Annotated in this window: 22 protein-coding genes and 1 pseudogene; 16 read left to right on the top strand and 7 right to left on the bottom strand. The window is 72.5% G+C overall.

The annotated features are described in order from the left end of the window. Positions 1 to 228: 228 nt before the first annotated feature. The gene (locus R9X44_RS29575) at positions 229 to 822 is read left to right on the top strand and encodes a hypothetical protein (RefSeq protein WP_319817613.1); all 594 of its coding nucleotides are present in this window, start codon (positions 229 to 231) and stop codon (positions 820 to 822) included. A 65-nt stretch (positions 823 to 887) separates the two neighbouring features. Here the strand turns inward: R9X44_RS29575 and R9X44_RS29570 are convergent, their stop codons facing one another. After that, a complete protein-coding gene (locus R9X44_RS29570; protein WP_319817612.1) occupies positions 888 to 1,856 on the bottom strand; it encodes an SDR family NAD(P)-dependent oxidoreductase in 969 nt (322 codons plus the stop codon). 83 nt (positions 1,857 to 1,939) lie between these two features. Here R9X44_RS29570 and R9X44_RS29565 point away from each other — a divergent pair, with 83 nt between their 5' ends. Continuing rightward, positions 1,940 to 2,848: an AraC family transcriptional regulator gene (locus R9X44_RS29565; RefSeq protein WP_319817611.1), complete on the top strand. Its 909-nt coding sequence runs from the start codon at positions 1,940 to 1,942 to the stop codon at positions 2,846 to 2,848. A gap of 54 nt (positions 2,849 to 2,902) precedes the next feature. Further along, positions 2,903 to 3,052 carry a hypothetical protein gene (locus R9X44_RS29560; protein ID WP_319817610.1) on the top strand — a complete coding sequence of 50 codons (150 nt, stop codon included), beginning with the start codon at positions 2,903 to 2,905 and terminating at the stop codon, positions 3,050 to 3,052. A 122-nt stretch (positions 3,053 to 3,174) separates the two neighbouring features. Here R9X44_RS29560 and R9X44_RS29555 read toward each other — a convergent pair whose 3' ends face one another. Next, positions 3,175 to 3,729, bottom strand: coding sequence for a flavin reductase family protein (locus R9X44_RS29555; RefSeq protein WP_319817609.1), 555 nt, complete (start codon positions 3,727 to 3,729; stop codon positions 3,175 to 3,177). 299 nt (positions 3,730 to 4,028) lie between these two features. Here R9X44_RS29555 and R9X44_RS29550 point away from each other — a divergent pair, with 299 nt between their 5' ends. After that, positions 4,029 to 5,234: an acyl-CoA dehydrogenase family protein gene (locus R9X44_RS29550; RefSeq protein WP_319817608.1), complete on the top strand. Its 1,206-nt coding sequence runs from the start codon at positions 4,029 to 4,031 to the stop codon at positions 5,232 to 5,234. On the opposite strand, the gene R9X44_RS29545 is transcribed toward R9X44_RS29550, so the two are convergent. After that, positions 5,218 to 6,534: a PucR family transcriptional regulator gene (locus R9X44_RS29545; protein WP_319817607.1), complete on the bottom strand. Its 1,317-nt coding sequence runs from the start codon at positions 6,532 to 6,534 to the stop codon at positions 5,218 to 5,220. The genes R9X44_RS29550 and R9X44_RS29545 overlap by 17 nt on opposite strands. An 87-nt stretch (positions 6,535 to 6,621) precedes the next feature. Between R9X44_RS29545 and R9X44_RS29540 the strand changes: the two genes are divergently transcribed. The 6 genes from R9X44_RS29540 to R9X44_RS29515 all read left to right on the top strand — a co-directional run bounded on the left by R9X44_RS29540 (position 6,622) and on the right by R9X44_RS29515 (position 13,333). Then, positions 6,622 to 7,563, top strand: coding sequence for a VOC family protein (locus tag R9X44_RS29540; RefSeq protein WP_319817606.1), 942 nt, complete (start codon positions 6,622 to 6,624; stop codon positions 7,561 to 7,563). Then, a complete protein-coding gene (locus tag R9X44_RS29535; protein ID WP_319817605.1) occupies positions 7,560 to 9,518 on the top strand; it encodes an acetoacetate--CoA ligase in 1,959 nt (652 codons plus the stop codon). Before R9X44_RS29540 ends, R9X44_RS29535 begins: the two co-directional genes overlap by 4 nt. Next, positions 9,515 to 10,585, top strand: a complete 1,071-nt coding sequence (locus R9X44_RS29530) for an amidohydrolase family protein (protein ID WP_319817604.1) — start codon at positions 9,515 to 9,517, stop codon at positions 10,583 to 10,585. The genes R9X44_RS29535 and R9X44_RS29530 overlap by 4 nt, the downstream gene beginning before the upstream one ends. Next, entirely contained in the window at positions 10,582 to 11,538 is a 957-nt protein-coding gene (locus R9X44_RS29525) for an amidohydrolase family protein (RefSeq protein WP_319817603.1), read from the top strand. Before R9X44_RS29530 ends, R9X44_RS29525 begins: the two co-directional genes overlap by 4 nt. Before the next feature lie 127 nt (positions 11,539 to 11,665). Then, a complete protein-coding gene (locus R9X44_RS29520) occupies positions 11,666 to 12,718 on the top strand; it encodes an aldehyde reductase (protein ID WP_319817602.1) in 1,053 nt (350 codons plus the stop codon). A gap of 30 nt (positions 12,719 to 12,748) precedes the next feature. Continuing rightward, entirely contained in the window at positions 12,749 to 13,333 is a 585-nt protein-coding gene (locus R9X44_RS29515) for a TetR/AcrR family transcriptional regulator (protein WP_319817601.1), read from the top strand. Between the two features lie 233 nt (positions 13,334 to 13,566). Here R9X44_RS29515 and R9X44_RS29510 read toward each other — a convergent pair whose 3' ends face one another. Further along, positions 13,567 to 14,718, bottom strand: a complete 1,152-nt coding sequence (locus tag R9X44_RS29510) for a tyrosine-type recombinase/integrase (RefSeq protein WP_319817600.1) — start codon at positions 14,716 to 14,718, stop codon at positions 13,567 to 13,569. A gap of 170 nt (positions 14,719 to 14,888) precedes the next feature. Here R9X44_RS29510 and R9X44_RS29505 point away from each other — a divergent pair, with 170 nt between their 5' ends. The 3 genes from R9X44_RS29505 (at position 14,889) to R9X44_RS29495 (ending at position 16,943) form a co-directional block, all read left to right on the top strand. After that, complete coding sequence (locus R9X44_RS29505) at positions 14,889 to 15,986, top strand: hypothetical protein (protein WP_319817599.1); 1,098 nt, start codon at positions 14,889 to 14,891, stop codon at positions 15,984 to 15,986. 72 nt (positions 15,987 to 16,058) lie between these two features. Next, positions 16,059 to 16,289 carry a hypothetical protein gene (locus tag R9X44_RS29500; protein ID WP_319817598.1) on the top strand — a complete coding sequence of 77 codons (231 nt, stop codon included), beginning with the start codon at positions 16,059 to 16,061 and terminating at the stop codon, positions 16,287 to 16,289. A 378-nt stretch (positions 16,290 to 16,667) separates the two neighbouring features. After that, positions 16,668 to 16,943, top strand: a complete 276-nt coding sequence (locus R9X44_RS29495; protein ID WP_319817597.1) for a hypothetical protein — start codon at positions 16,668 to 16,670, stop codon at positions 16,941 to 16,943. Positions 16,944 to 16,986: 43 nt separating this feature from the next. Here the strand turns inward: R9X44_RS29495 and R9X44_RS29490 are convergent, their stop codons facing one another. Next, positions 16,987 to 17,922, bottom strand: coding sequence for a LysR family transcriptional regulator (locus R9X44_RS29490; protein ID WP_319817596.1), 936 nt, complete (start codon positions 17,920 to 17,922; stop codon positions 16,987 to 16,989). Between the two features lie 140 nt (positions 17,923 to 18,062). Here R9X44_RS29490 and R9X44_RS29485 point away from each other — a divergent pair, with 140 nt between their 5' ends. Together R9X44_RS29485 and R9X44_RS29480 are read left to right on the top strand one after the other, a co-directional pair. After that, the gene (locus R9X44_RS29485) at positions 18,063 to 19,307 is read left to right on the top strand and encodes an MFS transporter (protein ID WP_319817595.1); all 1,245 of its coding nucleotides are present in this window, start codon (positions 18,063 to 18,065) and stop codon (positions 19,305 to 19,307) included. 97 nt (positions 19,308 to 19,404) lie between these two features. Further along, the gene (locus R9X44_RS29480) at positions 19,405 to 20,004 is read left to right on the top strand and encodes a cysteine hydrolase (protein ID WP_319817594.1); all 600 of its coding nucleotides are present in this window, start codon (positions 19,405 to 19,407) and stop codon (positions 20,002 to 20,004) included. Between the two features lie 142 nt (positions 20,005 to 20,146). Here the strand turns inward: R9X44_RS29480 and R9X44_RS29475 are convergent. Both R9X44_RS29475 and R9X44_RS29470 read right to left on the bottom strand, forming a co-directional pair. Next, positions 20,147 to 20,383: pseudogene (locus tag R9X44_RS29475) on the bottom strand (Tn3 family transposase); the annotation flags it as partial. A gap of 75 nt (positions 20,384 to 20,458) precedes the next feature. Continuing rightward, positions 20,459 to 21,100 carry a helix-turn-helix domain-containing protein gene (locus R9X44_RS29470; protein WP_319817593.1) on the bottom strand — a complete coding sequence of 214 codons (642 nt, stop codon included), beginning with the start codon at positions 21,098 to 21,100 and terminating at the stop codon, positions 20,459 to 20,461. 70 nt (positions 21,101 to 21,170) lie between these two features. Between R9X44_RS29470 and R9X44_RS29465 the strand changes: the two genes are divergently transcribed. Then, the gene (locus R9X44_RS29465) at positions 21,171 to 21,923 is read left to right on the top strand and encodes an MBL fold metallo-hydrolase (RefSeq protein WP_319817592.1); all 753 of its coding nucleotides are present in this window, start codon (positions 21,171 to 21,173) and stop codon (positions 21,921 to 21,923) included. Positions 21,924 to 22,185 lie beyond the last annotated feature (262 nt).

Genomic DNA, 22,185 nt, shown 5'->3' with positions numbered 1-22,185 from the left:
GGACTCGACGTTCGCGGCCACGAGCGCCCGGCTCCCATGATCGCGCGGCGCGCACCACAGGTTCGGGCGAGTGCGTGCGGGGGTGGTGGGGCGCGGGGTGCGCCTACTGGTCGGTAAACGCGAAACCGTGTCATATTCCGGTCGGAGATGAAGAAGTTTCGCCTATTGACCGGTTTGTCAGGGTTTTTTACGTTCGCTGTGGCATCCCACCCCGACTAAGGAGCCAACGTGAACGCTCTTCGCAAGACCGTCACGATCGGCGCGGCGACCGTCGCCGCGCTCGCCCTCGCCACCCCCGCTCACGCCGCCACCCCCGTCCTCGACGCGGCCACCGGGACCGTCTACTCCGGCGGCGTCCAGGGCGCGCTCAACGGCACCGCCTCGGTCACCACCTCCCTCGGCGGCGGCACCTGCACCTCCTCCACCCTCGGCGGGTCCGTCACCAGCGGCGGCGCGCTCACCATCTCCGCCGCCACCTTCACCGACTGCGGCGACACCACGGTCACCGCCCAGAACCTCCCGTGGACCGGCGGATCGTTCGACTCCACCACCGCCGGACCCGGCGGCCGCGACGGCACCGTCACCATCCAGGGCTTCCGCGTCCGCGCCGTCGTCAGCGTCTTCAACATCACCTGCATCTACGCCGGGACCGTCACCGCCAACGGCTTCAACAACGCCGACCTCGACGTCACCATCAACCAGTCCCTGTCCAAGCAGTCCGGCAGCAGCTTCCTGTGCCCCGGCACCGCCAACGTCACCGCCGCCTACACCATCCGCGGCGAAACCACCCCCGGCGTCTACACCCGCGCCCTCGCCCTCTAGCCCACCCGGCCCGCCCCATCGGGGGCGGGCCCCTGCTCTCGCCGAGGCCGTTTACCCATGCTGCGCTAGCGGGCGTGCAGGGTCGTGGTGGCGTAAGTCCATAGGCGGTCGGCGGAGGCGGGGTCCAGGGCGTGCGCGGCGACGCCGCCGGGGGACTCGTCGGCCGGGTCGGCGACCCTGGCCTGCTGGTTGTCCTCGAAGTAGCGGCCGGTCACGCCCTCCACCAGCGGGGAGGCCGCCAGCAGGACGGAGGTGGCCGCGCCCTGCTCGGGCGTCTTGTAGTAGGGCAGGGGCTTCAGGTTGCCCTCGTCGTCCAGGACGCCGAACGCGCGCATCGTGGCGTCGTCGACGTGGCGTTGCAGGCCGGTGAGGATGTAGCCGGGGTTGACGGCGTTCGCGGTGATCCCGTCGGCCGCCCAGCGGCCCGCGCCCACCGCGAACAGCACGTCGGCGGTCTTGGACTGGCCGTAGGCCGCCCACGGGTCGTAGGGACGGCGCGCGAAGTGCGGGTCGGCGAAGTCGAACGGCGCGCCCCGGTGCGCCCCTGAGCTGACGACCACGATCCGCGCCCCGCCCGCCTCCCGCAACGCCCCGTGCAGGCCGACGGCGAGGGCGAAGTGGCCGAGATGGTTGGTCGCCAGCTGCGTCTCCCACCCGTAGGGGGTGAGGGTCAGCCCGGGAAGCGCCATGATCCCGGCGTTGGCGACGAGGATGTCGAGCGGTCCCCGCCACGAGCGCGCGAAGGCGTCCACCGAGGCGAGGTCGGCCAGGTCGAGCGCCCGCGCGCGCACCCGTCCCGCGCCCTCGACGGCCGACAGGTCCGCGATGAGCGCCCGCGCGGCGTCCGGGCGGCGGGTGGCGATGGTGACGTCGGCCCCGGCCGTCGCCAGCGCCCGGACCGTCTCGACGCCGAGCCCCGACGCCCCTCCGGTGACGACCGCGTGCCGCCCGGCGAGATCGACGCCCTCGATCACCTCGGCCGCGCTCGCCTCGGCGGAGAACGGCGTGGTCACTGGGTTCTGGTTCGCTGTCATGCCTCCACGCTACGACCCCGATCCTGGACGCTCTATAATCGAAAGTCCGCCTATCTTTAGCGAACGTCCAACCGGGGGTGGTCATGGATCCGCTCGAGGATGTGCTGACCCTGCTGGAGCCGCGCGCCCGCCTGTCGGCCGGACTGCGCGCGGGCGGCCGCTGGGCCGTGCGCTTCACCGCCCCCGAAGCCGTCAAGTTCAACGCCGTCCGCCGCGGCTCCTGCCTCCTGGAAGTCGACGGCCTCGACGCGCCGGTCCCGCTCGCCGAAGGCGACTGCTACCTCCTCACCCGCCCCCGCCCCTTCACCCTGCGCAGCCACCCCGACGTCACCCCCGTCCCCGCCGAACCCCTGTTCACCCGCGCCGACAACGGCACGGCCCGCGCGGGCGACGGCGACGAGGTGTTCCTCATCGGCGGCGCGTTCTCCTTCGGCGCACGCGCCCAGGACCTCCTCCTCGACCGGCTGCCCCCACTCGTCCACCTGCCCGCCGCGACCCCGCACGCCGAGACCGTCCGCTGGGCGCTGGACGCCATCGACCGGGAACTCACCGCACGGCCCATGGCCGCGACGCTCGTCGCCGAACACCTCGCCGTCGTCATGCTCGTCCACGTGCTGCGCCTGCACCTGGCCCGGGAGCAGCACGCGGTGTCCGGATGGCTCGCCGGACTCGCCGACCCCGTCGTCGCCGCGGCCCTCACCGCCCTGCACCGCGACCCCGCCCGCCCCTGGACCGTCGCCGACCTCGCCGACGCCGCCGCCGTCTCCCGCTCCACCCTCGCCGCCCGCTTCAAGACCACGGTCGGCCAAGGCCCCCTGGAATACCTGACCCGCTGGCGCATCGAACTCGCCGCCCGCCAGCTCCGCGACGGCACCGCCACCCTCGCCGCCATCGCCCACTCCGTCGGCTACGGCTCGGAAAGCGCCCTCAGCGTCGCCTTCAAACGCCTCACCGGCACCCCACCCACCACCTACCGCCACCACCCCAACTAAGCAGGCAACGCCACCGGGCGGCCCGCGCGTTGTGCGGCAGGGTTTCTTTTCGCTATGGACGACGTCGAGGTCCCGGACACCGGGGCGCTCTACTACCGGCTGCTGGTCACCGGCAGCCCCATCGACCGCGCCTACGCCGAACGACTCGTGCCGTCCGTGCTCGGCGGCGCACTGCCCCCCACGGAGAAGGGATCGACACCATGACCACGACCACGGGCGACGAGCCGGCGACGCCGACGCCCCAGCCCGCCCCAAGCGCCGTCGGCGACGGATGCTGACCATCTCAGCGCTCGTCGTGGCCGCGCTGATCGGCCCGCGCGACGGGGTCAGGCGTTCCACCAGGCGAAAGGCTCGGTCGTCGCCGACCGCAGGCGGGTGCGGTCGAGGGGGACGAGGCGGCCCTGGAAGAAGACAAGGGGCCGGGCGGCGGGACCGGACTCCAGGGAGCGGACCCGGCCGAGGATCGCGACGTGGTCGCCCGCGGGGTGCACGGCTTCCACGTCGCAGTCGATCCAGGCGGCCACGCCGTCGAGCCGGGGCGCGCCGTTCGGGCCGGTCTCCCACGAGCAGGCGGTGAAGCGGTCGGCGGCGCGGCCCGCGAACGCCGAGCACACGTCATGCTGCCCCTCCGACAGGACGTTCACGCAGAACCTGCCCGCCGACGCGATCGACGCCGCGCTCGCCGACGAAGCGCCGCAGTAGAACACGATGAGCGGCGGGTCCAGTGACACCGACGTGAAACTGCCGACGGTGACGCCGACGGGCCCGTCCGGCGTCATGGCCGACACCACGCACACCGAGGTGGGCACCTTGCCGAGCACCCGCCGGTAGTCGGCGGGGTCGACGGCGTCGAGGGAAGCTGTCGCGGTCGGGGTGGTCATGGCGGTCCTCCTCAAGTGTTGCGGCGGGCCGCCTGCCCGCCTCGTCTCGCAGTGAACCGCGCCACACCCGGCGACTCCCATGGTCCGCCGGACCAGATCCACACCCCCGCCTTGGCCTGGCGGGCCAAGGCGCGCCGCGGTTTGGCCCCGCAGACCAACGACCCGGCCGAATCCTGCGGCTCGGGCATCACGACATCCCGCGCGAGTAGGCGTGGAATCGCTCACAGGCCCGCCGATGTGAGCCGCGCCGCACCACCCCTTGGAAACCTCGCAGACCACCCCTCAACGAGGAGGCACCCATGACCGTCACGAGCACCGCCACCGCCCCGACCGCGACGGGCCAGAGCCCCGCCGAGCGCGCCGCCGCCCTGGTCCCGCTCCTGCGCGAGAACGCCGCGCGCACCGAGAACGACCGCAGGGTCGCCCAGGAGAACATCGACGCCCTCACCGAGGCCGGCCTGTTCCGGATCACCATCCCGGCCGTCTACGGCGGCGAGGAGGTGTCGATCCGCGAGTTCGTGGAGATGTCGGCGCAGCTCGCGCGCGGCTGCGGCTCCACCGCGTGGGTGGCGACCCTGGTCAACGTGTGCAACTGGCTGGTCGGCCTGTACCCGCGCCAGGCGCAGGACGAGGTGTTCGGCGCCGACCCGAACGCCCGCGTGTGCGGCGTCCTCGCGCCCAGCGCCACCGCCCGCGCCGTCGAAGGCGGCCTCGTCGTGACCGGCCGGTGGGGGTTCGCGTCCGGCTGCATGCACGCCACCTGGGCGAGCCTCGGCATCCCCGTCGTCGACGCCTCCGGCGCGCAGATCGACCAGGGCGCGGCCCTCATCCCGATCAGCGACCTGACCATCGAGGACACCTGGCACGTCGCCGGCATGCGCGGCACCGCCAGCAACACCCTCGTCGCCGACGAGGTCTTCGTGCCCTCCCACCGGATCCTGTCGGTCACCCAGGCCGTCGAGGGGAACTACCCGGTCGGCGACGAGGCCGGCGCGCTGCACCGCTCGGCGCTCGTCCCCGTCCTCGCGCTCGTCCTGGCGGGCCCGCAGGTCGGCATGGCCCGCGCCGGACAGGAGATCGTCGCGGCGTCCCTGGCCAAGGGCAGGGGCATCTCCTACACCTTCTTCGACAAGGCGTCCGAGGCGTCGCTGGTGCAGAACCAGTTCGCCGAGGCCGTCCAGCTCATCGACACCGCCGAGCTGCACCTGCTGCGCGCCGCCGACGACATCGACGCCCACGCCAAGGCCGCGACCCAGATGGACCTGACCAGCCGCGCCCGCGCCCGCATGGACACCGGCTACGTCGCCCGCCGCTCCCGCGAAGCCCTCGACATCCTGCTCAGCGTGCAGGGCGCGGGCAGCTTCGCCGAGGCCAACGCCCTGCAGCGGATCTGGCGCGACCAGGAGACCAGCAGCCGCCACGCCATCGTCAACCCCGCGGTGTCCACCGAGCTGTACGGGCGGGCGCTGCTGGGCGTCGCCGAGCAGATCACTCCGCTGATCTGAGCCCGTCGGCGCGCCGCAGGACGGCGTCGCCGAGCAGGTGCGCCGCCTCCAGCGCGGCGTGCACCTCGAACCGGCGATGGGAGATGTCATGGCCGAGCAGCTGCCTTGCCCGGTTGACCCGGTAGGTGACGGTGTTGCGCGCGACGTGCACCTGCGCCGCCGCCGCGGCGAGGCTGCGCTCGCCGCGCAGGTAGTGCAGGAGCGTCGTGCGCAGCTGGGCGGCCTGCGCGGTGTCGTCGGCGAGCGGGCCGAGCTCGTCGCCGACGAACGCGCGCAGCCCCGCCATGTCCTCGCACATCAGCGCGACGAGCCCCGCCTCGGCGTGGTCGGCGACGACCAGGTGCGGGGAGACGCCGACGACCCGCGCGACCCGCAGCGCGTCCTGGTGGGAGCGGCGGAACCCGTCGAGCCCGACGCGCGGCGCGCCCACCGCGACGCGCACGCCGCCGCCTTCGGGCACCTCGGACGACCCCTGGGGGATCCGGCCCTTGCCGGGCGTCCCCCACGCCCACAGGGCGGTGCGGCCGGTCGGCACCACGAGGGTCGTCGCGCAGCCCCTGCGGCGCAGGAGGTCGACCGCGACCTGGTGGAGGCGGGCCGCGCCCGCGTCGGCCAGCGCCGGGTCCTCGGTCCACGCCGTCAGCGCGAGGTGCTCGCCGCCCAGCGGGTAGCCGAGGTCCTGCGACGCGGTCGCGGCGTCCACGCCCTCACCGGCGAGGATCGCCTGGACGGTCTCACGCCGCACGGCGGCCGCACCGGCCATCCACCGCTCGTGCTCGGCGAGGTAGGCGTCGGCCAGCCGGGAGGCGAAACCGTCGATGAACTCGAACGTCGCCTCCGACGTCCGGCTCATCACCTCGGCCTGCTCGGCCGGCGGCACCAGCACCCGGATCTCGTCGGCGAACGCGCGGGCGGCGATCGCGTGGCCGAGCCGCACCCCGCGCAACACCTTGTCGAGGGGGATGCCGCGCCGCGCGAAGTCACGCCCGCCCTCCAGCGCCTCGTCGGTGACGGGCGCGGCCCGCACCCCGGCGAGCCGCAGCAGGATCCGCAGGACCGCCGACTCGGTGCCCATCCGCAGCGTCCGCAGCGACAGCCGGTCGGTGCCGTGGTCGGGCACCCGCGTGACGATCTCACGCGCCATGTCCTCGCCGAGCGCGACGGTCCACGCCACCGGGCCGGGACCCAGCCGCGCGAGCGCCGCCTCGATCGTCGCGGCGGCGCTCGCGGGCTCCACCGTCACCGGCTCGGCGGGCGTGAGCCGCAGCGTCCACGCGCCCCCGCCCTCGTCGTCGCCCATCGCCGTCTCCTCCCGAACCTGACCTGAACACGCGCGCGGGACGCCGTGCGTCCCGCGCGGAACCCTGAGGAAGGATCCCACCCCGCCATGTCACTGCACCGTCTCACCCAGATCGTCATGGGCGTGCCCGACGTCGCCGCGACCGCCGCCTACTACGCCGAGTTCGGGCTGACGCCGTCGCAGGCGTCCCCGAACGTGCTGTCGACCGTCGACGGCGGCGAGCAGCTGAAGATCGCGCACTCGCCGACCCGGCGGCTGCTCGACCTCGGCGTCGGCGCGGACGACCCCGACGACCTCGACCGCGTCGCGGCCTCCCTCACCGCGCTCGGCGTGCCCGTCAGGCGCGCCGAGACCTCGGTGTCGGCGGTCGACCCCGGTACCGGCGTCACCGTCCGGGTCGAGATCGCGCCGCGCTGCGAGCAGACCCCGTTCACCCCCGGACCCTACAACGCGCCGGGCAACGTCGCCCGCCCGGGCGAGCGCGCGCCGGGCATCCTGCGCGAGGACAAGGTACGGCCCCGCAAGCTCGGCCACGTCGTGCTCGGCTCGACCGACCAGGAGACCTCGCAGCGGTTCTTCACCGACGGGATCGGCTTCAAGGTGTCCGACTCCTCCCCGGGCCTGGCGGCGTTCATGCGCTGCTCGACCGACCACCACAACGTGCTCGTCCAGCAGGCCCCGCTGGCGTTCCTGCACCACACCTCATGGCAGGTCGACGACATCGACGAGATCGGCCGCGGCGCGAGCGCCATGCTGGAGGCCGACCCGTCCCGGCACGTGTGGGGGCTCGGCCGTCACTTCGTCGGGTCGAACTTCTTCTGGTACCTGAAGGACCCCGCGGGCAACTTCTCGGAGTACTACTCCGACCTGGACTGCATCGTGGACGACGCCCTGTGGAAGCCCGGCATCTGGGAGGGCGCCAAGTCGCTGTTCGCGTGGGGCGCGCCGCCGCCCCCGTCGTTCCTCGCCCCCGAGGACCTCGCGGCGCTCATGACCGGCGCGCACGGCGAAGGGACGAGCGGCGCGTGAGCGGCACCCCCATCTGGACGCCCGACCCGCGGGTCGCGGCCCGATCCCGGATCGCCGGGTTCACCGCGTTCGCGGCCGAGCGGACCGGCACACCGTTCCCCGACTACCGGTCCCTGTGGCAGTGGTCCGTGGACGACCTCGCCGGGTTCTGGAGCGCGGTCTACGACTTCTTCGACCTGCGCTCCAGCACCCCCCACACCGCGATCGTCGACGACGCGCCCATGCCGGGCACGCGGTGGCTGCCCGGCGCGCGGCTGAACTACGCAGAACACGCCCTGCGGCACGGCGCTGACGACGCCGTCGCGCTGATCGCCGAGCGTGAGGACGGGACCGTCACCGAGGTCACGTGGGGTGAGCTGCGCCGCGCGGTCGGCGCGTTCGCCGCGTGGCTGCGCGGCCAAGGCGTCGGCCCCGGCGACCGGGTCGTCGGCTACCTCGCCAACACCGAACACGCGATCATCGCGTTCCTCGGCGCGGCGAGCGTCGGCGCGGTCTGGTCGGCGTGCGGACAGGACTACGGCGCGTCCGGCGCGGCGGCGCGCTTCGCCCAGCTCGACCCCGTCGTCCTGGTCGCCGCCGACGGGTACCGGTGGAACGGCAAGGAGTACGACCGCAGGAGCGAGGTCGCCGAACTCGCCGCGGGGCTGCCGAACCTGCGCGCGACCGTGCACGTGCCAGTCCTCGGGCTGCCGCGCCCCGACGACGGCGTCGCCTACGAAGACACCATCGCGGGGGACGCCGAGCCGGAGTTCGCGCAGCTCGACGCGGACGCGCCCCTGTGGGTGCTGTTCTCCTCCGGGACGACCGGCGCGCCCAAGGGCATCGTCCACGGGCACGGCGGCGTCGTGCTCGACCACCACCGGCTGCTCGGCCTGCACCTCGACCTGTCCGAGGGCGACCGGATGCTGTGGTACACCACGCCCAACTGGATGATGTGGAACCTCGTCGCGTCCGGGCTGCTCCTCGGCGCGACCGTCGTGCTGTACGACGGCGCACCCGCCCACCCCACCCCGGCACGGCTGTGGGCGGCCGCCGCACGGCACCGCGTGAACGTCCTCGGCGTCAGCCCCGGCTACCTCCAGGCGTGCGCGAGGGCAGGGCTCACCCCGGGCCGCGACCTCGACCTGTCGGCCCTGCGGACCCTCGGCTGCACCGGCGCGCCGCTGCCCGCCGCGTCCTACCCGTGGGTCCGCGACGCCGTCGGCCCGCACGTGCAGGTCGCCTCCACCAGCGGAGGCACCGACATCGTCAGCGGGTTCGCCGGCGGCGCACCCACCCTTCCGGTGTACGCGGGAGAGATCTCCGCGCCTCTGCTCGGCGTGGCGCTCGCCGCGTGGGACGGCGAAGGCAAGCCCGTGACGGGCGAGGTAGGAGAACTCGTCGTGACGCGGCCGCTTCCGTCGATGCCCCTGTACTTCTGGAACGACCCCGAAGGCACCCGCTACAAGGACGCCTACTTCGGATGGTGGCCAGGGGTGTGGCGGCACGGCGACTGGGTGACGGTGACGTCCAACGGCGGACTCGTCATCTCCGGAAGGTCCGACGCCACCCTCAACCGGCAAGGGGTCCGGCTCGGGAGTGCCGACATCTACGCCGTCGTGGACGCGCTCCCGTCGGTGGCCGAAAGCCTGGTCGTGGGGGTGGAGCTCGCCGAGGGCGGCTACTGGATGCCCCTGTTCGTCGTCATGGCCGACGGGTATGAGCTCACCGACGACGTCCGCAAGGAGATCGTCCAGGAACTGCGCACCCGCGCCTCGCCCAGGCACGTCCCGGACGAGATCATCGCCGTGCCCGTCCTGCCGCACACCCGCACCGGCAAGAAACTGGAGATCCCGGTCAAACGGCTCCTGCAGGGCGCGCGGCTCGACGACGTCGCGGGCCGCGAGGCCGTCGACGACCCCGCCGCGCTCGCCCAGTTCACCGGCTTCGCCCGCACCGGCAAGGAGGACGCATGACCGAAACGACAGTGCTGACCGACGTCCGCGTGTTCGACGGCGCGCGCCTCACCGAGGCGACGACCGTCACCATCGTCGGCGACGTCATCGGCGAGGGCGCCGAGGCCGGCGAGACCGTCGACGGGGCGGGGGCCACGCTGCTGCCCGGCCTGTTCGACGCCCACGTCCACCTCCTGACCGGCGACGACATGACCGCGCTCGCCGCCTGGGGGATCACCACCGCGCTCGACATGGCGTGCTGGCCGCACCAGCGCGTCGAGTCCTTCCGCGGCGGCGTCCCCGACATCCGCAGCGCGGGCGTCCCGGCCATCGGACCCGGCGGCAACCACTCACGCATGCTCGGCATGCCCGACGACGCGATCATCACCGCGCCCGGGCAGGCCGCGGGGTTCGTCGCGCGGCGGGTCGCCGAAGGGTCGGACTACATCAAGGTCGTCATCGAAGACGACCTGCTCAGCCAGGAGATCATCGACGCGCTCATCGCCGAAGGCAAAGCGCACGGCAAACTCACCATCGCGCACGCCTCCTCCCTCGACTCCTACCAGCGCGCGGTACGCGCCGGAGCCGACGTCGTCACCCACGTGCCGCGCGACGCCGTCCTCGACGACGAGACCATCGCGCGGATGGTCGAGCACGGCCAGGTCGCGGTGCCGACCCTGGCGATGATGGAAGCCGTCGTCAACGGTCTCGGCCTGCCCGCCGCGCTGTACGGGAACAGCCGCGACAGCGTCACCGCCCTGCACGCCGCGGGAGTCCCGGTCCTGGCGGGCACCGACGCGTTCTCCGCGCCCATGCCGTTCCCGCCGGTCGCCCACGCGGGCGGCCTCCAGCACGAACTCGACCTGCTCGTCCAGGCGGGCCTCGGCAACGCCGAAGCGCTGAACGCCGCGACGTCGCTGCCCGCCCGGTACTTCGGGCTGCCCGACCGGGGGCGCGTCGCACCCGGGCTGCGGGCCGACCTCGTCCTGGTGGACGGCGACCCGCTCACCGACATCACCGCCACCGGCCGGATCCTGCGCGCCTGGAGCGCGGGCCGGCCCCTGACCGTCAAGGGGGACACCGCGTGAGCGACCCGCTGATCGACGTCCACGCCCACTTCGTCACCGACGCCTACGTCGCGGCGGCGCGCGCGGCCGGACACGTCAACCCCGACGGGATGCCCGCCTACCCGTCATGGAGCCAGGAAGCGCACCTGCGCGTCATGGACGAGCACGGCATCGCCGTGTCGCTGCTGTCGATCTCCTCACCGGGCACCCACTTCGGCGACGACGCCGCCGCGCGGGCCCTGTCGCGCGAGGTCAACCTCGCCGGGGCGCGCGTCGTGGCCGACCACCCGGACAGGTTCGGGCACTTCGCGTCACTGCCGCTGCCGGACGTCGAAGGCTCCCTCGCCGAAGCCGTCTTCGCCCTTGACGAGCTCGGCAGCGACGGCGTCGTCCTGCAGAGCAACGCCCACGGCCGCTACCTGGGCGACGCCGCCTACGAGCCCCTGTGGGCGGAGCTCGACCGCAGAGCCGCCGCGGTGTTCGTCCACCCGACGTCCCCGCCCGGCGCGGAGGCGCTCACCTCGGGACGGCCCCGCCCGGTCCTCGAGTTCCTGTTCGACACCACACGGACCGCGACCGACCTCGCCCTGACCGGCGTGTTCACCCGTTACCCGCGCATCAACTGGATCCTCACCCACTGCGGCGGCACCCTCCCGCTCCTCGCCGACCGCATCGAGATGTTCCGCACACTCCTGCTCGGCGGCACCGCCGACCAGGAATCCGTGCCCGCGCAGCTGGCGCGCCAGTGGTTCGACCTCGCCGGCACGCCCTTCCCCAACCAGGCAGCCGCCCTGTCGGCCGCCTTCGGAACCCGCGGCGCCCTGTACGGCAGCGACTTCTGCTGGACCCCGGCCCCCGCCGTCGCCACCCAGATCGCCTCCCTGGACGCCGCCTCCCCACCCCCCGAAGGCGGCACCTGGCGCACCCTAACCACCGCCAACGCCCGAACCCTCTTCCCCCGCCTCAAACCCTGACCCCCCCGTGCGGGCGGCCGGGGGGCCGCCCGCCCAGGAACCCCACCATCGAAACCCCGTTGTCGAAAACACGTTTTTCTTCCACTAACGTGGTCGACGTCCGGGTAACGAGCCGAGGAGGCGGGGGATGGGCGGGCAGCAGGTCCTGGTGACCGGGGGAAGCGGGTTCCTCGCGGCATACTGCATCGCGCGACTACTCGACCAGGGCCACCGCGTGCGCACCACGGTCAGATCGGCCGCGAAACAGGGAGTCGTCCGCGAGCACGTGGCGGCGGTCCGGGCCGCGGCGGGGGCGTCAGGCCAGGACGGCGGGGTGGACCGGCTGTCGTTCGCGGTCGCGGACCTGACCGCCGACGACGGCTGGGCCCGCGCGGCCGACGGCTGCGACCACGTCCTGCACGTCGCCTCGCCGTTCCCCGCCGCCGCGCCGAAGGACGAGAACGCGCTGATCGTCCCCGCCCGCGAAGGGACACTGCGGGTGCTCCGGGCGGCGCGCGACGCCGGAGTCACGCGGACCGTGGTGACGTCGTCGTTCGCCGCGATCGGCTACGGACACCCCGCCACCACCCGCGCGTTCACCGAGCGCGACTGGACCGACCTGTCCGGGCCCGGCGTCGCGCCCTACATCAAGTCCAAAACGCTCGCCGAGCGCGCGGCGTGGGACTTCATGGAACGTGAAGGCGGGGCGATGGAACTCGCGGTGGTCAACCCCGTGGGGATCTTCGGACCGGCGTTCGGCCCGGACATCTCCAGCTCGCTGGGGATCATCAAGCAGATGCTCGACGGCGGAATGCCCGGGGTCCCGAACCTCGCGGCCGCGGTCGTCGACGTGCGGGACGTCGCCGACCTGCACCTGTTGGCGATGACCAGCCCGCGGGCGGCAGGCGAGCGGTTCATCGCGACGGCCGGCGACGCGGTGTCCTTCCGGCACATCGCCCGGACCCTGCGCGAGCGGCTCGGCCCGGCCGGCGGCAAGGTCGTCACCCGTCCGCTGCCCAGCCCCCTGGTGCGCGTCGCCGCCCGGTTCGTCCCACGCCTGGGCGAGATCACCGGCAACCTCGACGTGGTCCGCCACGTCGACGGCACCAAGGCCCGCACCGTCCTCGGCTGGACGCCGCGCTCGAGCGAGGACGCCGTCACCGCGACCGCCGTCAGCCTGCGCGAACTCGGCCTTGCCTGACCGCGCCCCGAAACCACGGAAGCAGCGCGCATGACAGCACCGACACCCCGCGGACGGCTGACCGCCGAACGCCGCCAGCAGATCCTCGACGCCACGTTCGACCTCGTCGCCGAGGTCGGCTACGACAACGCCACGGTCGACGAGGTCGCCCGCCGCACCAGGTCGAGCACCGCCACCCTGTACCGGCAGTGGGACAGCAAACCCCGCCTGGTCATCAGCGCCCTGGCCGCCCGCAAGTACCCGCCGCTGCCCGACATCGACACCGGAGACCTGCGCGCGGACCTGCACGCCCTGGCCCGCGCCCTGCCACCACCCCACCCCGCCGGGACGCCCACCCTGGGCATCTGGCAGGCCGTCCTCGCCGACCCCGCCCTAGCCCGCGCCCTACGCGAGGTCCTCCTAGCCCCCTACCTCAACGCCCTCACAACCATCCTCACCCGCCACGTCCAGCGCGGCACCATCCACCCCGACAACCCCGCCCTCCACCACGCCGAAACCCTCCTCCTCGGCACATTCTTCATCGAAAAACTCTTCACCGGCCAAGAACCCACCCCCGACCACCTCATCACGATCACCAACACCTTCCTCCTCCCCGCCCTAACCCCCACCCCCTGACCACCCAGCGGCGAGATCGCGCTGTGCGTCCTCGTCGATCATCTGGCCCATGTGGAACGTCGCGAGGAACGCTGGTCCGCAGAGCGGCAGACGTGGGAGGAACGGGGGGCTTTCACCTCGACCGGGGTCACTGGAGCGTTCACCGGGCTTGTGGCCGGACCCTAGCCGTCGATGAGCCGATGGTCTCCTTCCACTTCTGGAACGGACCGGGCTCCGGGAGGGGGTTGGGGGTGTTAGAGGTTGCCTTCGAGGAGGCGTTCCATGTCGTAGGCGGCGTGGGAGGAGAGGGTGGAGGTGCCGCGTTCGTAGCGTTGGGTGGTGGTGGAGGAGGTGTGGCCCATGGCTTCCTGGACTTTTTCGCGGGGGACTCCGGCTTCGCGTAGGAGGCTGGCGAAGGTAGCGCGGGCGGTGTGGGGGGTGAGGCCGTGGGAGCTGAGGTTGGCGGCGGTGGCGGCGCGGCGCAGGGCGGTGTAGGCGCGCCAGCGGTCCCAGGGGCGGCCGTCGTCGGTGTGGAAGATGGGCTCGTCGGCGGGGCGGCCGGCGATGAGGGGGAACAGCAGGACGGCGACGGCGGGTGGGATCGGGACGCGCGCGGTCCGTCCGCCCTTGCGGGCGAAGACCAGCACGCGGTGGCCTGAGTCGTCCTTGACCTGCCCGCACGTCAGCGCGGTGATCTCGCCGATGCGCATCCCGGTCATGAACAGCAGCGTCACGCAGACGGCGTCGGCGGGGTAGCGGTCGAGGAAGTCGTCGGCCCCGGCCGCCGAGGTGAGCCCCTGGGCCTCCTCCTTGGTCCGCATCGGCGTCTTGCCCTCACCCGACACCACCGGCCGCTCCACGAAGCCGGGGTCGGCGGGGTTGGCGCGCAGGCCCGCGCGGCGCATCGCGTACTTGTAGAACGACGACAGCGTCGACAGCCGTCGCGCGACGCTGGCGGCGCTGAGCGGCTTGCCCACGTCCCGCACGCCTGCCCGCGCCGTGCCCGTCGCGAGGCTCTCCCGGTACCCGGTGATGGTGTCCTCACTCACCGCGAGCAGCGCGAGGCCGGGCGCGTGGACCTCGAGCCAGCGCAGGAACGCCGCGACGTCCTGCAGCCGGGCCCGCCGGGTCTGCACCGACTTGGCCGCCGTCAGCCAGGCCGCGACCGTCGGCCACACCAGCTCCCTCGGCAACGCGTCCACAAGATCGACGTCCGCGCCGGGCACCTCCCCGCCGTCGCCGCGCTCGCGCCGGGGGGACAGCCCGGCTATCGCGCCGACCGAATCCAGCATCGGCGCGGGCGGCGTGATCTCCCGCCCGTCATCGAGCCTGACCGTCCTCGGCGGCCGCGCCCCGGTGGAGGGCAGGTAGACGGCGGAGGGGACCAGGGCGTCTTTTTCGCTCACGGGGCGGGGCTCCTCGCGTCTCGGGCGTCAGGCGGGCTACTCCCCAGCATCTCACATAACTTCAATTATGTGAGATCGACACGCGATCTTGAGAGGGGTTATTAACGCGTATCGCGACACGCTTAAGTAGTTACGCGTCATGGATGCGCGAAAAGGCTAGGCTGTGGGGTGTGAACGAAGAGACAGCAGCGCAGAACCCGAACGGCACGGCCCCTACCGGAGGGCCCGTCCCCGCACCACGCGGCGTGTGCGGGCTCGACGGATGCGACCTTCCCCTGCCGCCCGCCGGACGCGGACGCCCGCCGAAGTACTGCGGCAAAGCCCACGCCGACCAGGCAAGCCGCGAGCGCCGCGCGGCCGACGCCGCGCTCGTCGAAGAACCCCTGAAGCACGCCGAGGCGCTCGCGCAGCACGTCCCTGCCGCGATCGCCGCGCTCCAGGCGCAGCTGTCGGAGCTCACCGGGTTCCTGGACAAGGCGCAGACCGGGGCGCTCGCGCGGGTGGAGCGCGCCGAGGCCGAGACCCGCACCGCACGTCAGGCCGCGGCCGACGCCGAAGCCCGCGCCGACGCCGCCGAGACCGCCGCCGCCCGAGCGCTCGAAGACGCCCGTAACGACCGTGCCGCCCGCACCACCGCCGAGCGCGAAGCCGCCGCCGCGCGCGCCGACGCGGAACGCGCCCGCGCCGACGCCGCCGAACGCGTCGAGGCGCACCAGCAGGCCCGCACCGCCGCCGAAGCCGCGCGCGCGGCCGCCGAGCAGGCCCGCGACGGCGCCGTCGCCGACCTCGTGGAATCCCGCCAAGCCCGCCAGCACGACGCCGAAGCCGCCCGCGCCCGCGTCGCCGAACTCACCGCGCTCCTGGACGCCCACGCCCGCGAAGCCGACGAACTCCGCGCCGCCCTCGCCCAGACCCGCGAAGCCCTCGCCGACGCACGCGGCCAGGCCACCGCCCAACAGTCCCGCGCCGAAGCCGCAGAAGCCGACCTCCACACCACCCGCCACGAAGCCGTCAAAACCCAAACCCACCTGTCCGACGCCCTGGACCGCGCGACCGCCCAGGCCGAAGCCGCCCGCACAGAAACCGCCCAGGCCCTCGCCGCCCTGTCCGAAGCCCGCGCCACCGCCGCAGCCGCCCAGGCCATCAACACCCGCCTGGAAACCGACCTCACCACCGCCCGCGCCGAAGCCGCCGCCCAACGCGAACGCGCCGCCCGAGCCGAAGCCCACCCCACCCCACAACCCGACCCGACCACCACCGAGCCCTAAAAAGCCCAAACCACCGGGGGCGGGCGAAGCCATCCGACCCGCCCCCACACGGCCCCCTGCTGCCTCAATGGCATGGTCCTAGCGAAGAGCGGCAAGCCCAAGCTCCCCGCACCCGTACGCCGGTCCATCCGCAGCCGCTGCGCCGAAGGCGAGGTCACCCTCGGCGACCTGTCCACCGAGTACAGCGTCGGCCGCTCCACCGTCCACGGACAGGAAACACCCGGCTCAGCGACGACCTGGGGGTTGAGGAACATCCATGTCAGATCGTGCGCTAAGCCGACGTCGGCCCTGGTGGGCGGCTGACGGAACGTCGGCGGCCGGATCCGCTTGAATTCTTCCCGGCCCGCTCGAAGATGGCAGTCGTCCGGCTGATCGCGCGGCGCGAGGTGCACCTGCGGGAGAAGACGCTGTGGCGGATGCTCTACGAGACCGCCGGGCGGTCCGAGGAGATCCTGGGCGTCAACATCGAGGAACCGGACCTCGCCGGGCGCCGTTGCCTGGTCAAGGCCAAGGGAGCCCGGACCAAGGTCCGCCGCCGGGGCCAGTCGCGCGAGGACTACGTGCGGAGCCCGTGTACTGGGATGCCGGCACCGCCCGGCTACTCAAGGGACGAACCCACGGGCCGGTGTTCGTCACCCATCGCCGCCCGGGGCCGGGCAAGGTCGTCAGCCCCCGGGACGTATGCCCGGACACCGGGCTGGCCCGGCGTCGTACGGGCAGGCCCGCGCCCTGCTCTACGAGCACACCGCCCTGCGCGGGCCGAGTACGGGCTGGGACCTGCACGAGTACCGCCACTCCGCCCTGGCCCATCTCGGCGAGCAGGGTGCCTCGCTGTTGATGCTGATGGCGAAGTCCCGGCACAAGAAGCCGGAGAACGTCCGCCGCTACTTCAAGCCCTCCCCGGCGGCGATCGCCGAGCTGACCAGCCTGCTCGCCCCCGGCGACGCCCGCCGTTAGCCGCCTGCGCTGGGCGGGGCCGGCCGCACGGGCGGGGAGCCGTTCAGCGAGGAATCGCCCAGCTCGGTGTCCAGGTCCCGGTGGCGTCGTAGCCGGTCGTCGTGGTGGCGAGGTGGGTGCGGAGGGTGGCCAGCGCTGGGTGGGGGTTGTCGCGGTGCCAGAGGAGTGAGTGCGGGTAGACGGGTGTCGGGTCGGTCACCGGGATGCGGCGCAGGCCGTGGTCTATGGGCCAGATGAGGCGGGTGCGTTCGCCCATGAAAGTGGCCAGGGCAGGGGTGTCGGCGATCGTGTCGAGGAGTGCGTCGGAGCCGAAGTTGGGGCCGGTCACTTCGATGGTGAGGCCGAACTCGGCGACGAGGTCGTCGTAGTAGGCGCTCCACTCGGTACCGGGGGCGATGCCGGGCATCCAGATCCGGTGCCCGGTGAGCCGGGCGACGGTCACCGACCGGGCGCCTGCCAGCGCGTGGGCGGGTCCGGTGAGGAGCTGGAGCGGTTCGTCGAGCACCCGGACGGAGGCGATGCCCTCGGGCAGGGGCCGGCCGGGCGCGGCGACGGCGCGGAAGGACGCGTCGATCGCACCGGAACGAATGGCGGTGACGGCCGTCTCGATGTCGAACAGCATCATCACGTCGAGTTCGATGTCGGGGTGCGCGCGGTGGAAGTCGCGCATCAGGCCCGACTGCGCGCTGCGCGAGGCGATCACGTCGACGCGCAGCGGACGGCGGCCGGGGCGCACGGACGCACCCGCGCGCTCGGCGACGCGCAGCAGCTCGCGTGCGTGGGGCAGGAACGCCTGTCCGTCGATGGTGAGCTCGGCGCCGCGTGGGGCACGGGTGAACAACCGCACACCGAGGTCGTGCTCCAGTGTGGCGATGCGTTTGGAGACGGCCTGCTGGGTGATCGACAGGTCGGTGGCGGCTTTCTGGAACTGGCCCGCTTCCGCGACGGCGACAAAGGTACGTACTGCTTCGAGGTCCACGCCGACCCACCTTAGTGAACAACTACTGGTTGTGGATTACTGGCAGGTCGGTTGTTTGACCTGCCGTTGTTCTGTCCGCTTACCTCTCATCGGTCAACGTCAGTTTGTTCAGATGGGATTTCAAGGGGAGTGCGCTGAGCATGGTGGGCAGGAGACGGTTGGGTCGGCAGTTCGGTTGGCTGTGGGCGTCATATGCGGTGAGCGCGTACGGGTCCGGGTTGGGATTCGGGGTGTTGCCGCTGATCGCCGTGCTGGTGTTGCATGCCGGACCTGCCGAGGTGTCCGCGCTGTCCGCAGTGGGGCCTGCGGTGGGCGCGTTGATCGCGGTGCCGCTCGCGCCGTGGGTGGAGTTCCGGCGCAAGCGCCCGGTCATGATCATGATGGACCTGGCCCGGTTCGCGGCCATGGCGACGATCCCCGTCGCCTACGCTTTCGGACGGCTCAGTTTCGTCCAGCTGCTCGTGGTCTCGGCCGTGGTCGCCGCAGCCAAGATCGCCTTCAACGCGGCCAGCGGCGCCTACCTCAAGGCCCTCGTGCGGCCGGACGACCTGCTCGTCGCCAACGCGCGGTTCGAGTCCACGAACTGGAGCTCCATCGCGGTCGGACCACCGCTCGGCGGGGCGGCGATCGGCCTGTTCGGGCCGGTCACCACCGTGGTGGCCGACGCGCTCAGCTACCTGCTCTCCGCGCTGGGCATCACCGCGATCCGCGGCCAGGAAGAAGCGCCGCGAACGACCGACAAGAGCCCGCTCCGGGCGGGCGCACTGCTCGACGGCTGGCGACACATCATGGGCCACCCCGGTCTGCGGCCTCTCTACCTCAACCAAATGCTCGTCGCCGGTCTGATCATGGCCACCGAGCCGCTGCTGGCCGTGCTCCTCCTTCGTCAACTCGGGTTCCCGCCCTGGCAGTACGCCCTCGCCTTCGCCGCCCCCTGCCTCGGTGGACTCATCGGCTCACGGCTGGCCCGCCGTGTCGTGGCCCGCTTCGGCCGGCACTGGGTCTTCCGGACTGTCGGCACCCTGCGCGCCATCTGGCTGATCGGCCTGGCCTTTGTCAGTCCCGGCGTCGTCGGCCTCGTCACCGTGATGGCCGTCGAGCTGGCAATCATCATCAACATGAGCCTGTACAGCCCCGTGCTCGCCACCTACCGGCTCGAACACACCCCCAAACATCTCGTCGCCCGCACCCTGACGGCGTGGTCGATCGGCCAGCAGGCGTCCATCGCCGTCCTCACCGCGCTCGCCGGGCTGCTCGCCAACGTCACCAGCCCACGCACCGCTCTCACGGTCGCGGGACTGCTCATCCTGACCACCCCGCTCCTGCTTCCCCGACAGGACCAGACGTCGCAGCACGAGCTGGAACTGTCCCGCAGCCACTCATGAGGCACCGCAACTCACCGCCGAAGCCCACAGGCCGCAGCCGGTCCGCCGGTGCGCGTCCGCGTCGACCAGGCACACCACCAGCAAAGGGAACACTCGCGTGAGCACTGCGCCCGTACTTGACCCCACGCACACCGCGCTTCTCGTCATGGACTACCAGCCCGCGATCCTGGCCTTTGTGCCCGAAGGCGAGGACCGCAACGCCCTGCTCGGTCGCGTGGAAGGGGCCATTGCCGACGTTCGCGCAAACGGCGGCACCATCGCCTACGTACGCGTCGGCTTCACCGAGGCCGACTGGGACGCGATCCCGGCCACCAACAAGTCCTTCGCCCCGCTGGCCCAACACCGCGCCATGCATCACGAGGACCCTGCCACCACCATCCACGAGCGCCTGGCTCCCCAGGACGGCGACATCATCGTGCGCAAGAACCGCTACGGCAGCATGTCCACCACCGACCTTGACCAGCAGCTACGCGAGCGTGGCATCACCACTCTGGTCGTCTCCGGCATCAGTACCAGCGGCGTCGTCCTGTCCACCGTCATCGACGCTGCCGACCGCGATTACCAGCTCTATGTACTGTCCGACGGCGTCGCCGACCCAGACACCGAAGTCCACAACGTCCTGCTCCACCGGGTCTTCCCCTCACGGGCTCACGTCATCGACACCATCGAGCTGCATTCCCTGCTCCGGGCTGGCTGACTCCGACCACGAGCCGATCCCACCCCGGGCCTCCGCACCCGCCCGGTGCGGGGGCCGCCCGCACTCCAGTGCCAGCCCAGCAGCAGCCCGGAGCTTTCACCGCCGAGATAGCCCCGGCGCTGAAATGCCACCCGCACCGGGTTCACGCTTCTTCGGCGGCCTCCGGGTCACGCAGCGGACGCAGACCGCCGGGCAGGTCGGGGAGCTGGAAGGAGTACCGGCCGAGCATGTTGATGTGGTGCCGCACAAACGGCGAGAGGCGGGCCACGTCCTCATCACGAACGTCGAAGCCATCCGCCCGCAGCTGGTCCACCGCAGCGTCCATATGCCGGGTGTTGAACAGCACGAGTGCGTTGAGGACCAGGCCCAGCGCCCCGATCGTTGTGGCTGGAGGAGTTCGGGGTTGTAGCGGGAGCCTGCGACGGGGGCGGCCGGGGCGGTGAGGAGTTTGGGCTCAGGGTGGGCTTGGAAGGGCTGAGGTGAGCAGTTCCGTTAGCCAGTCCTCGTAGGTGTCGGCGGCCCAGCCGCGGACGGAGGTGAGCTGGGTGTACAGGTGGGGGCCGGTCAAGGCCCACCAGGAGTCCGCCAGGCGGGCCGCGTCGATGTCCGCGGGCAGGACGCCCGTGCCGGTGAGGTGGGCGACGAAGGCGGTCACGCCGGTCATGCGCTCTTGCTCGCTGAGGGCGAGAACCTGTCCGACGTCGGGGCCGGCCTGGGCGAGAAGGGCGGACAGGGCGGCGAGGCGTTCGTGGACGCCGCGGACGAACCCGGCGTACAGGCGAAGTTTGGCGTGGCCGTCGCGGGTGGCCAGAACGGCCTGGAGCTGGGGCCGCTCGGCCATGGTGAGCGGTTCGTCGTCGCCGGCCAGGGTGATGTCCCACAGTGCCTTGACCAGCCCTGGTTTGCCGCCGAACGCCTTGTAGACGGTCTCGGGAGAGACGCCGGCGCGCTCGGCCACCGCGCGGACGGTCGTGGCCTGGTAGCCGTCACGGAACAGCAGTTCCCGGCCGGCCGCCAGGATCGCGGCGCGGTTGCGGTGCGCGGCCTCCTGCCGACGCCCCGAGTCGTAGGGCCTGCGCGGCGTTCCACTGGGCATCTCGGTTGCCTCCCCAATCTATTACAGTTAACTGTATCGAAATTTGTCCGCCCCGTCCCTGGAGGTCCGCATGGCCCGCTCCACCCGCTCCGACCGGCGCGTCGCCCCCGGCGTGGACCGCCTGGGTGATGACGTCGTCAACTTCTACCTGGTCGAGGAGCCCGACGGCCTGGTCCTCATCGACGCGGGGCTGCCGGCCCACCTGGGGCAGCTGCGCGAGCACCTGGCCGACTCCGACCGCTCCCTGACCCACGCCCACCCCGACCACACCGGCCTGGCCCACGCCCTCCAGCAGGCCGGCGCCGACATCTGGATCCACGACAGCGACGCCGCGATCCTGCGCGACGGCCCGCGCAGCGCCCTTCGCCACGCCAAGCCCGAACGCTCCATGCTGCCCTACCTCCTGCGCCGGCCCGCCGCGATCGCCACCCCGCTCCACCTCGCCCGCGCCGGCGCCTTCACCGCCCCCGCCACTCCCGGCGCACGCGTCTTCGACACCGACCGGCGGCTCGAGGAGGTTCCCGGCGCGCCGCGGGCCGTCCCGCTGCCCGGCCACACCCCCGGCAGCACCGGCTACCTCTTCCCCGAACGCGGACTGCTCTTCACCGGCGACGCCCTGGTCACCCACGACGGCCTGACCGGACACACCGGCCCCACCCTGGTCTGCCGCGGCTTCACCCACGACAGCCACACCGCCCTTGCCTCCCTCGACCGGCTCGACGAACTCACCGGCGCGACCCTGCTCCTGCCCGGCCACGGCCAACCCATCACCGGCGCCCCCCGCACCGCCACAAACCAGGCCCGGCAGGCCGACTCACACTGAACGGACAGGAAAGCCCAAAGCACCCAGCCGGACGCCGATCACCCTGCCGGGGTCAGTGAGCCCGTAGAGGCCGGTCACGCGCGGGCAGAACTTGACGGTCGACAAGACCCACAACGACCAGGCCGTACAGCCGCCGCCACGCCGAGGTCTCCTCACCGATTGCTACCGGCGGATGTACACCGTCCGCGACGCCGTCGAACAGGTCTCCCTCCATTCATGGCGCACCAGCCCGCCTGAACTGAACCCCCCGACGGCCGACCGC

This window comes from Actinocorallia sp. A-T 12471 (assembly GCF_033875155.1).
GTDB lineage: Bacteria > Actinomycetota > Actinomycetes > Streptosporangiales > Streptosporangiaceae > Actinocorallia.
This window is presented reverse-complemented; position numbering and strand designations above follow the sequence as displayed.

Coding starts and splice junctions, on each gene's coding strand:
- R9X44_RS29570 (WP_319817612.1), bottom strand. CDS start 1,856: ATGACAGCGAACCAGAACCCAGTGACCACGCCGTTCTCCGCCGAGGCG.
- R9X44_RS29565 (WP_319817611.1), top strand. CDS start 1,940: ATGGATCCGCTCGAGGATGTGCTGACCCTGCTGGAGCCGCGCGCCCGC.
- R9X44_RS29560 (WP_319817610.1), top strand. CDS start 2,903: ATGGACGACGTCGAGGTCCCGGACACCGGGGCGCTCTACTACCGGCTG.
- R9X44_RS29555 (WP_319817609.1), bottom strand. CDS start 3,729: ATGACCACCCCGACCGCGACAGCTTCCCTCGACGCCGTCGACCCCGCC.
- R9X44_RS29550 (WP_319817608.1), top strand. CDS start 4,029: ATGACCGTCACGAGCACCGCCACCGCCCCGACCGCGACGGGCCAGAGC.
- R9X44_RS29545 (WP_319817607.1), bottom strand. CDS start 6,534: ATGGGCGACGACGAGGGCGGGGGCGCGTGGACGCTGCGGCTCACGCCC.
- R9X44_RS29540 (WP_319817606.1), top strand. CDS start 6,622: ATGTCACTGCACCGTCTCACCCAGATCGTCATGGGCGTGCCCGACGTC.
- R9X44_RS29530 (WP_319817604.1), top strand. CDS start 9,515: ATGACCGAAACGACAGTGCTGACCGACGTCCGCGTGTTCGACGGCGCG.
- R9X44_RS29520 (WP_319817602.1), top strand. CDS start 11,666: ATGGGCGGGCAGCAGGTCCTGGTGACCGGGGGAAGCGGGTTCCTCGCG.
- R9X44_RS29515 (WP_319817601.1), top strand. CDS start 12,749: ATGACAGCACCGACACCCCGCGGACGGCTGACCGCCGAACGCCGCCAG.
- R9X44_RS29500 (WP_319817598.1), top strand. CDS start 16,059: ATGGTCCTAGCGAAGAGCGGCAAGCCCAAGCTCCCCGCACCCGTACGC.
- R9X44_RS29495 (WP_319817597.1), top strand. CDS start 16,668: ATGCCCGGACACCGGGCTGGCCCGGCGTCGTACGGGCAGGCCCGCGCC.
- R9X44_RS29485 (WP_319817595.1), top strand. CDS start 18,063: ATGGTGGGCAGGAGACGGTTGGGTCGGCAGTTCGGTTGGCTGTGGGCG.
- R9X44_RS29470 (WP_319817593.1), bottom strand. CDS start 21,100: ATGCCCAGTGGAACGCCGCGCAGGCCCTACGACTCGGGGCGTCGGCAG.
- R9X44_RS29465 (WP_319817592.1), top strand. CDS start 21,171: ATGGCCCGCTCCACCCGCTCCGACCGGCGCGTCGCCCCCGGCGTGGAC.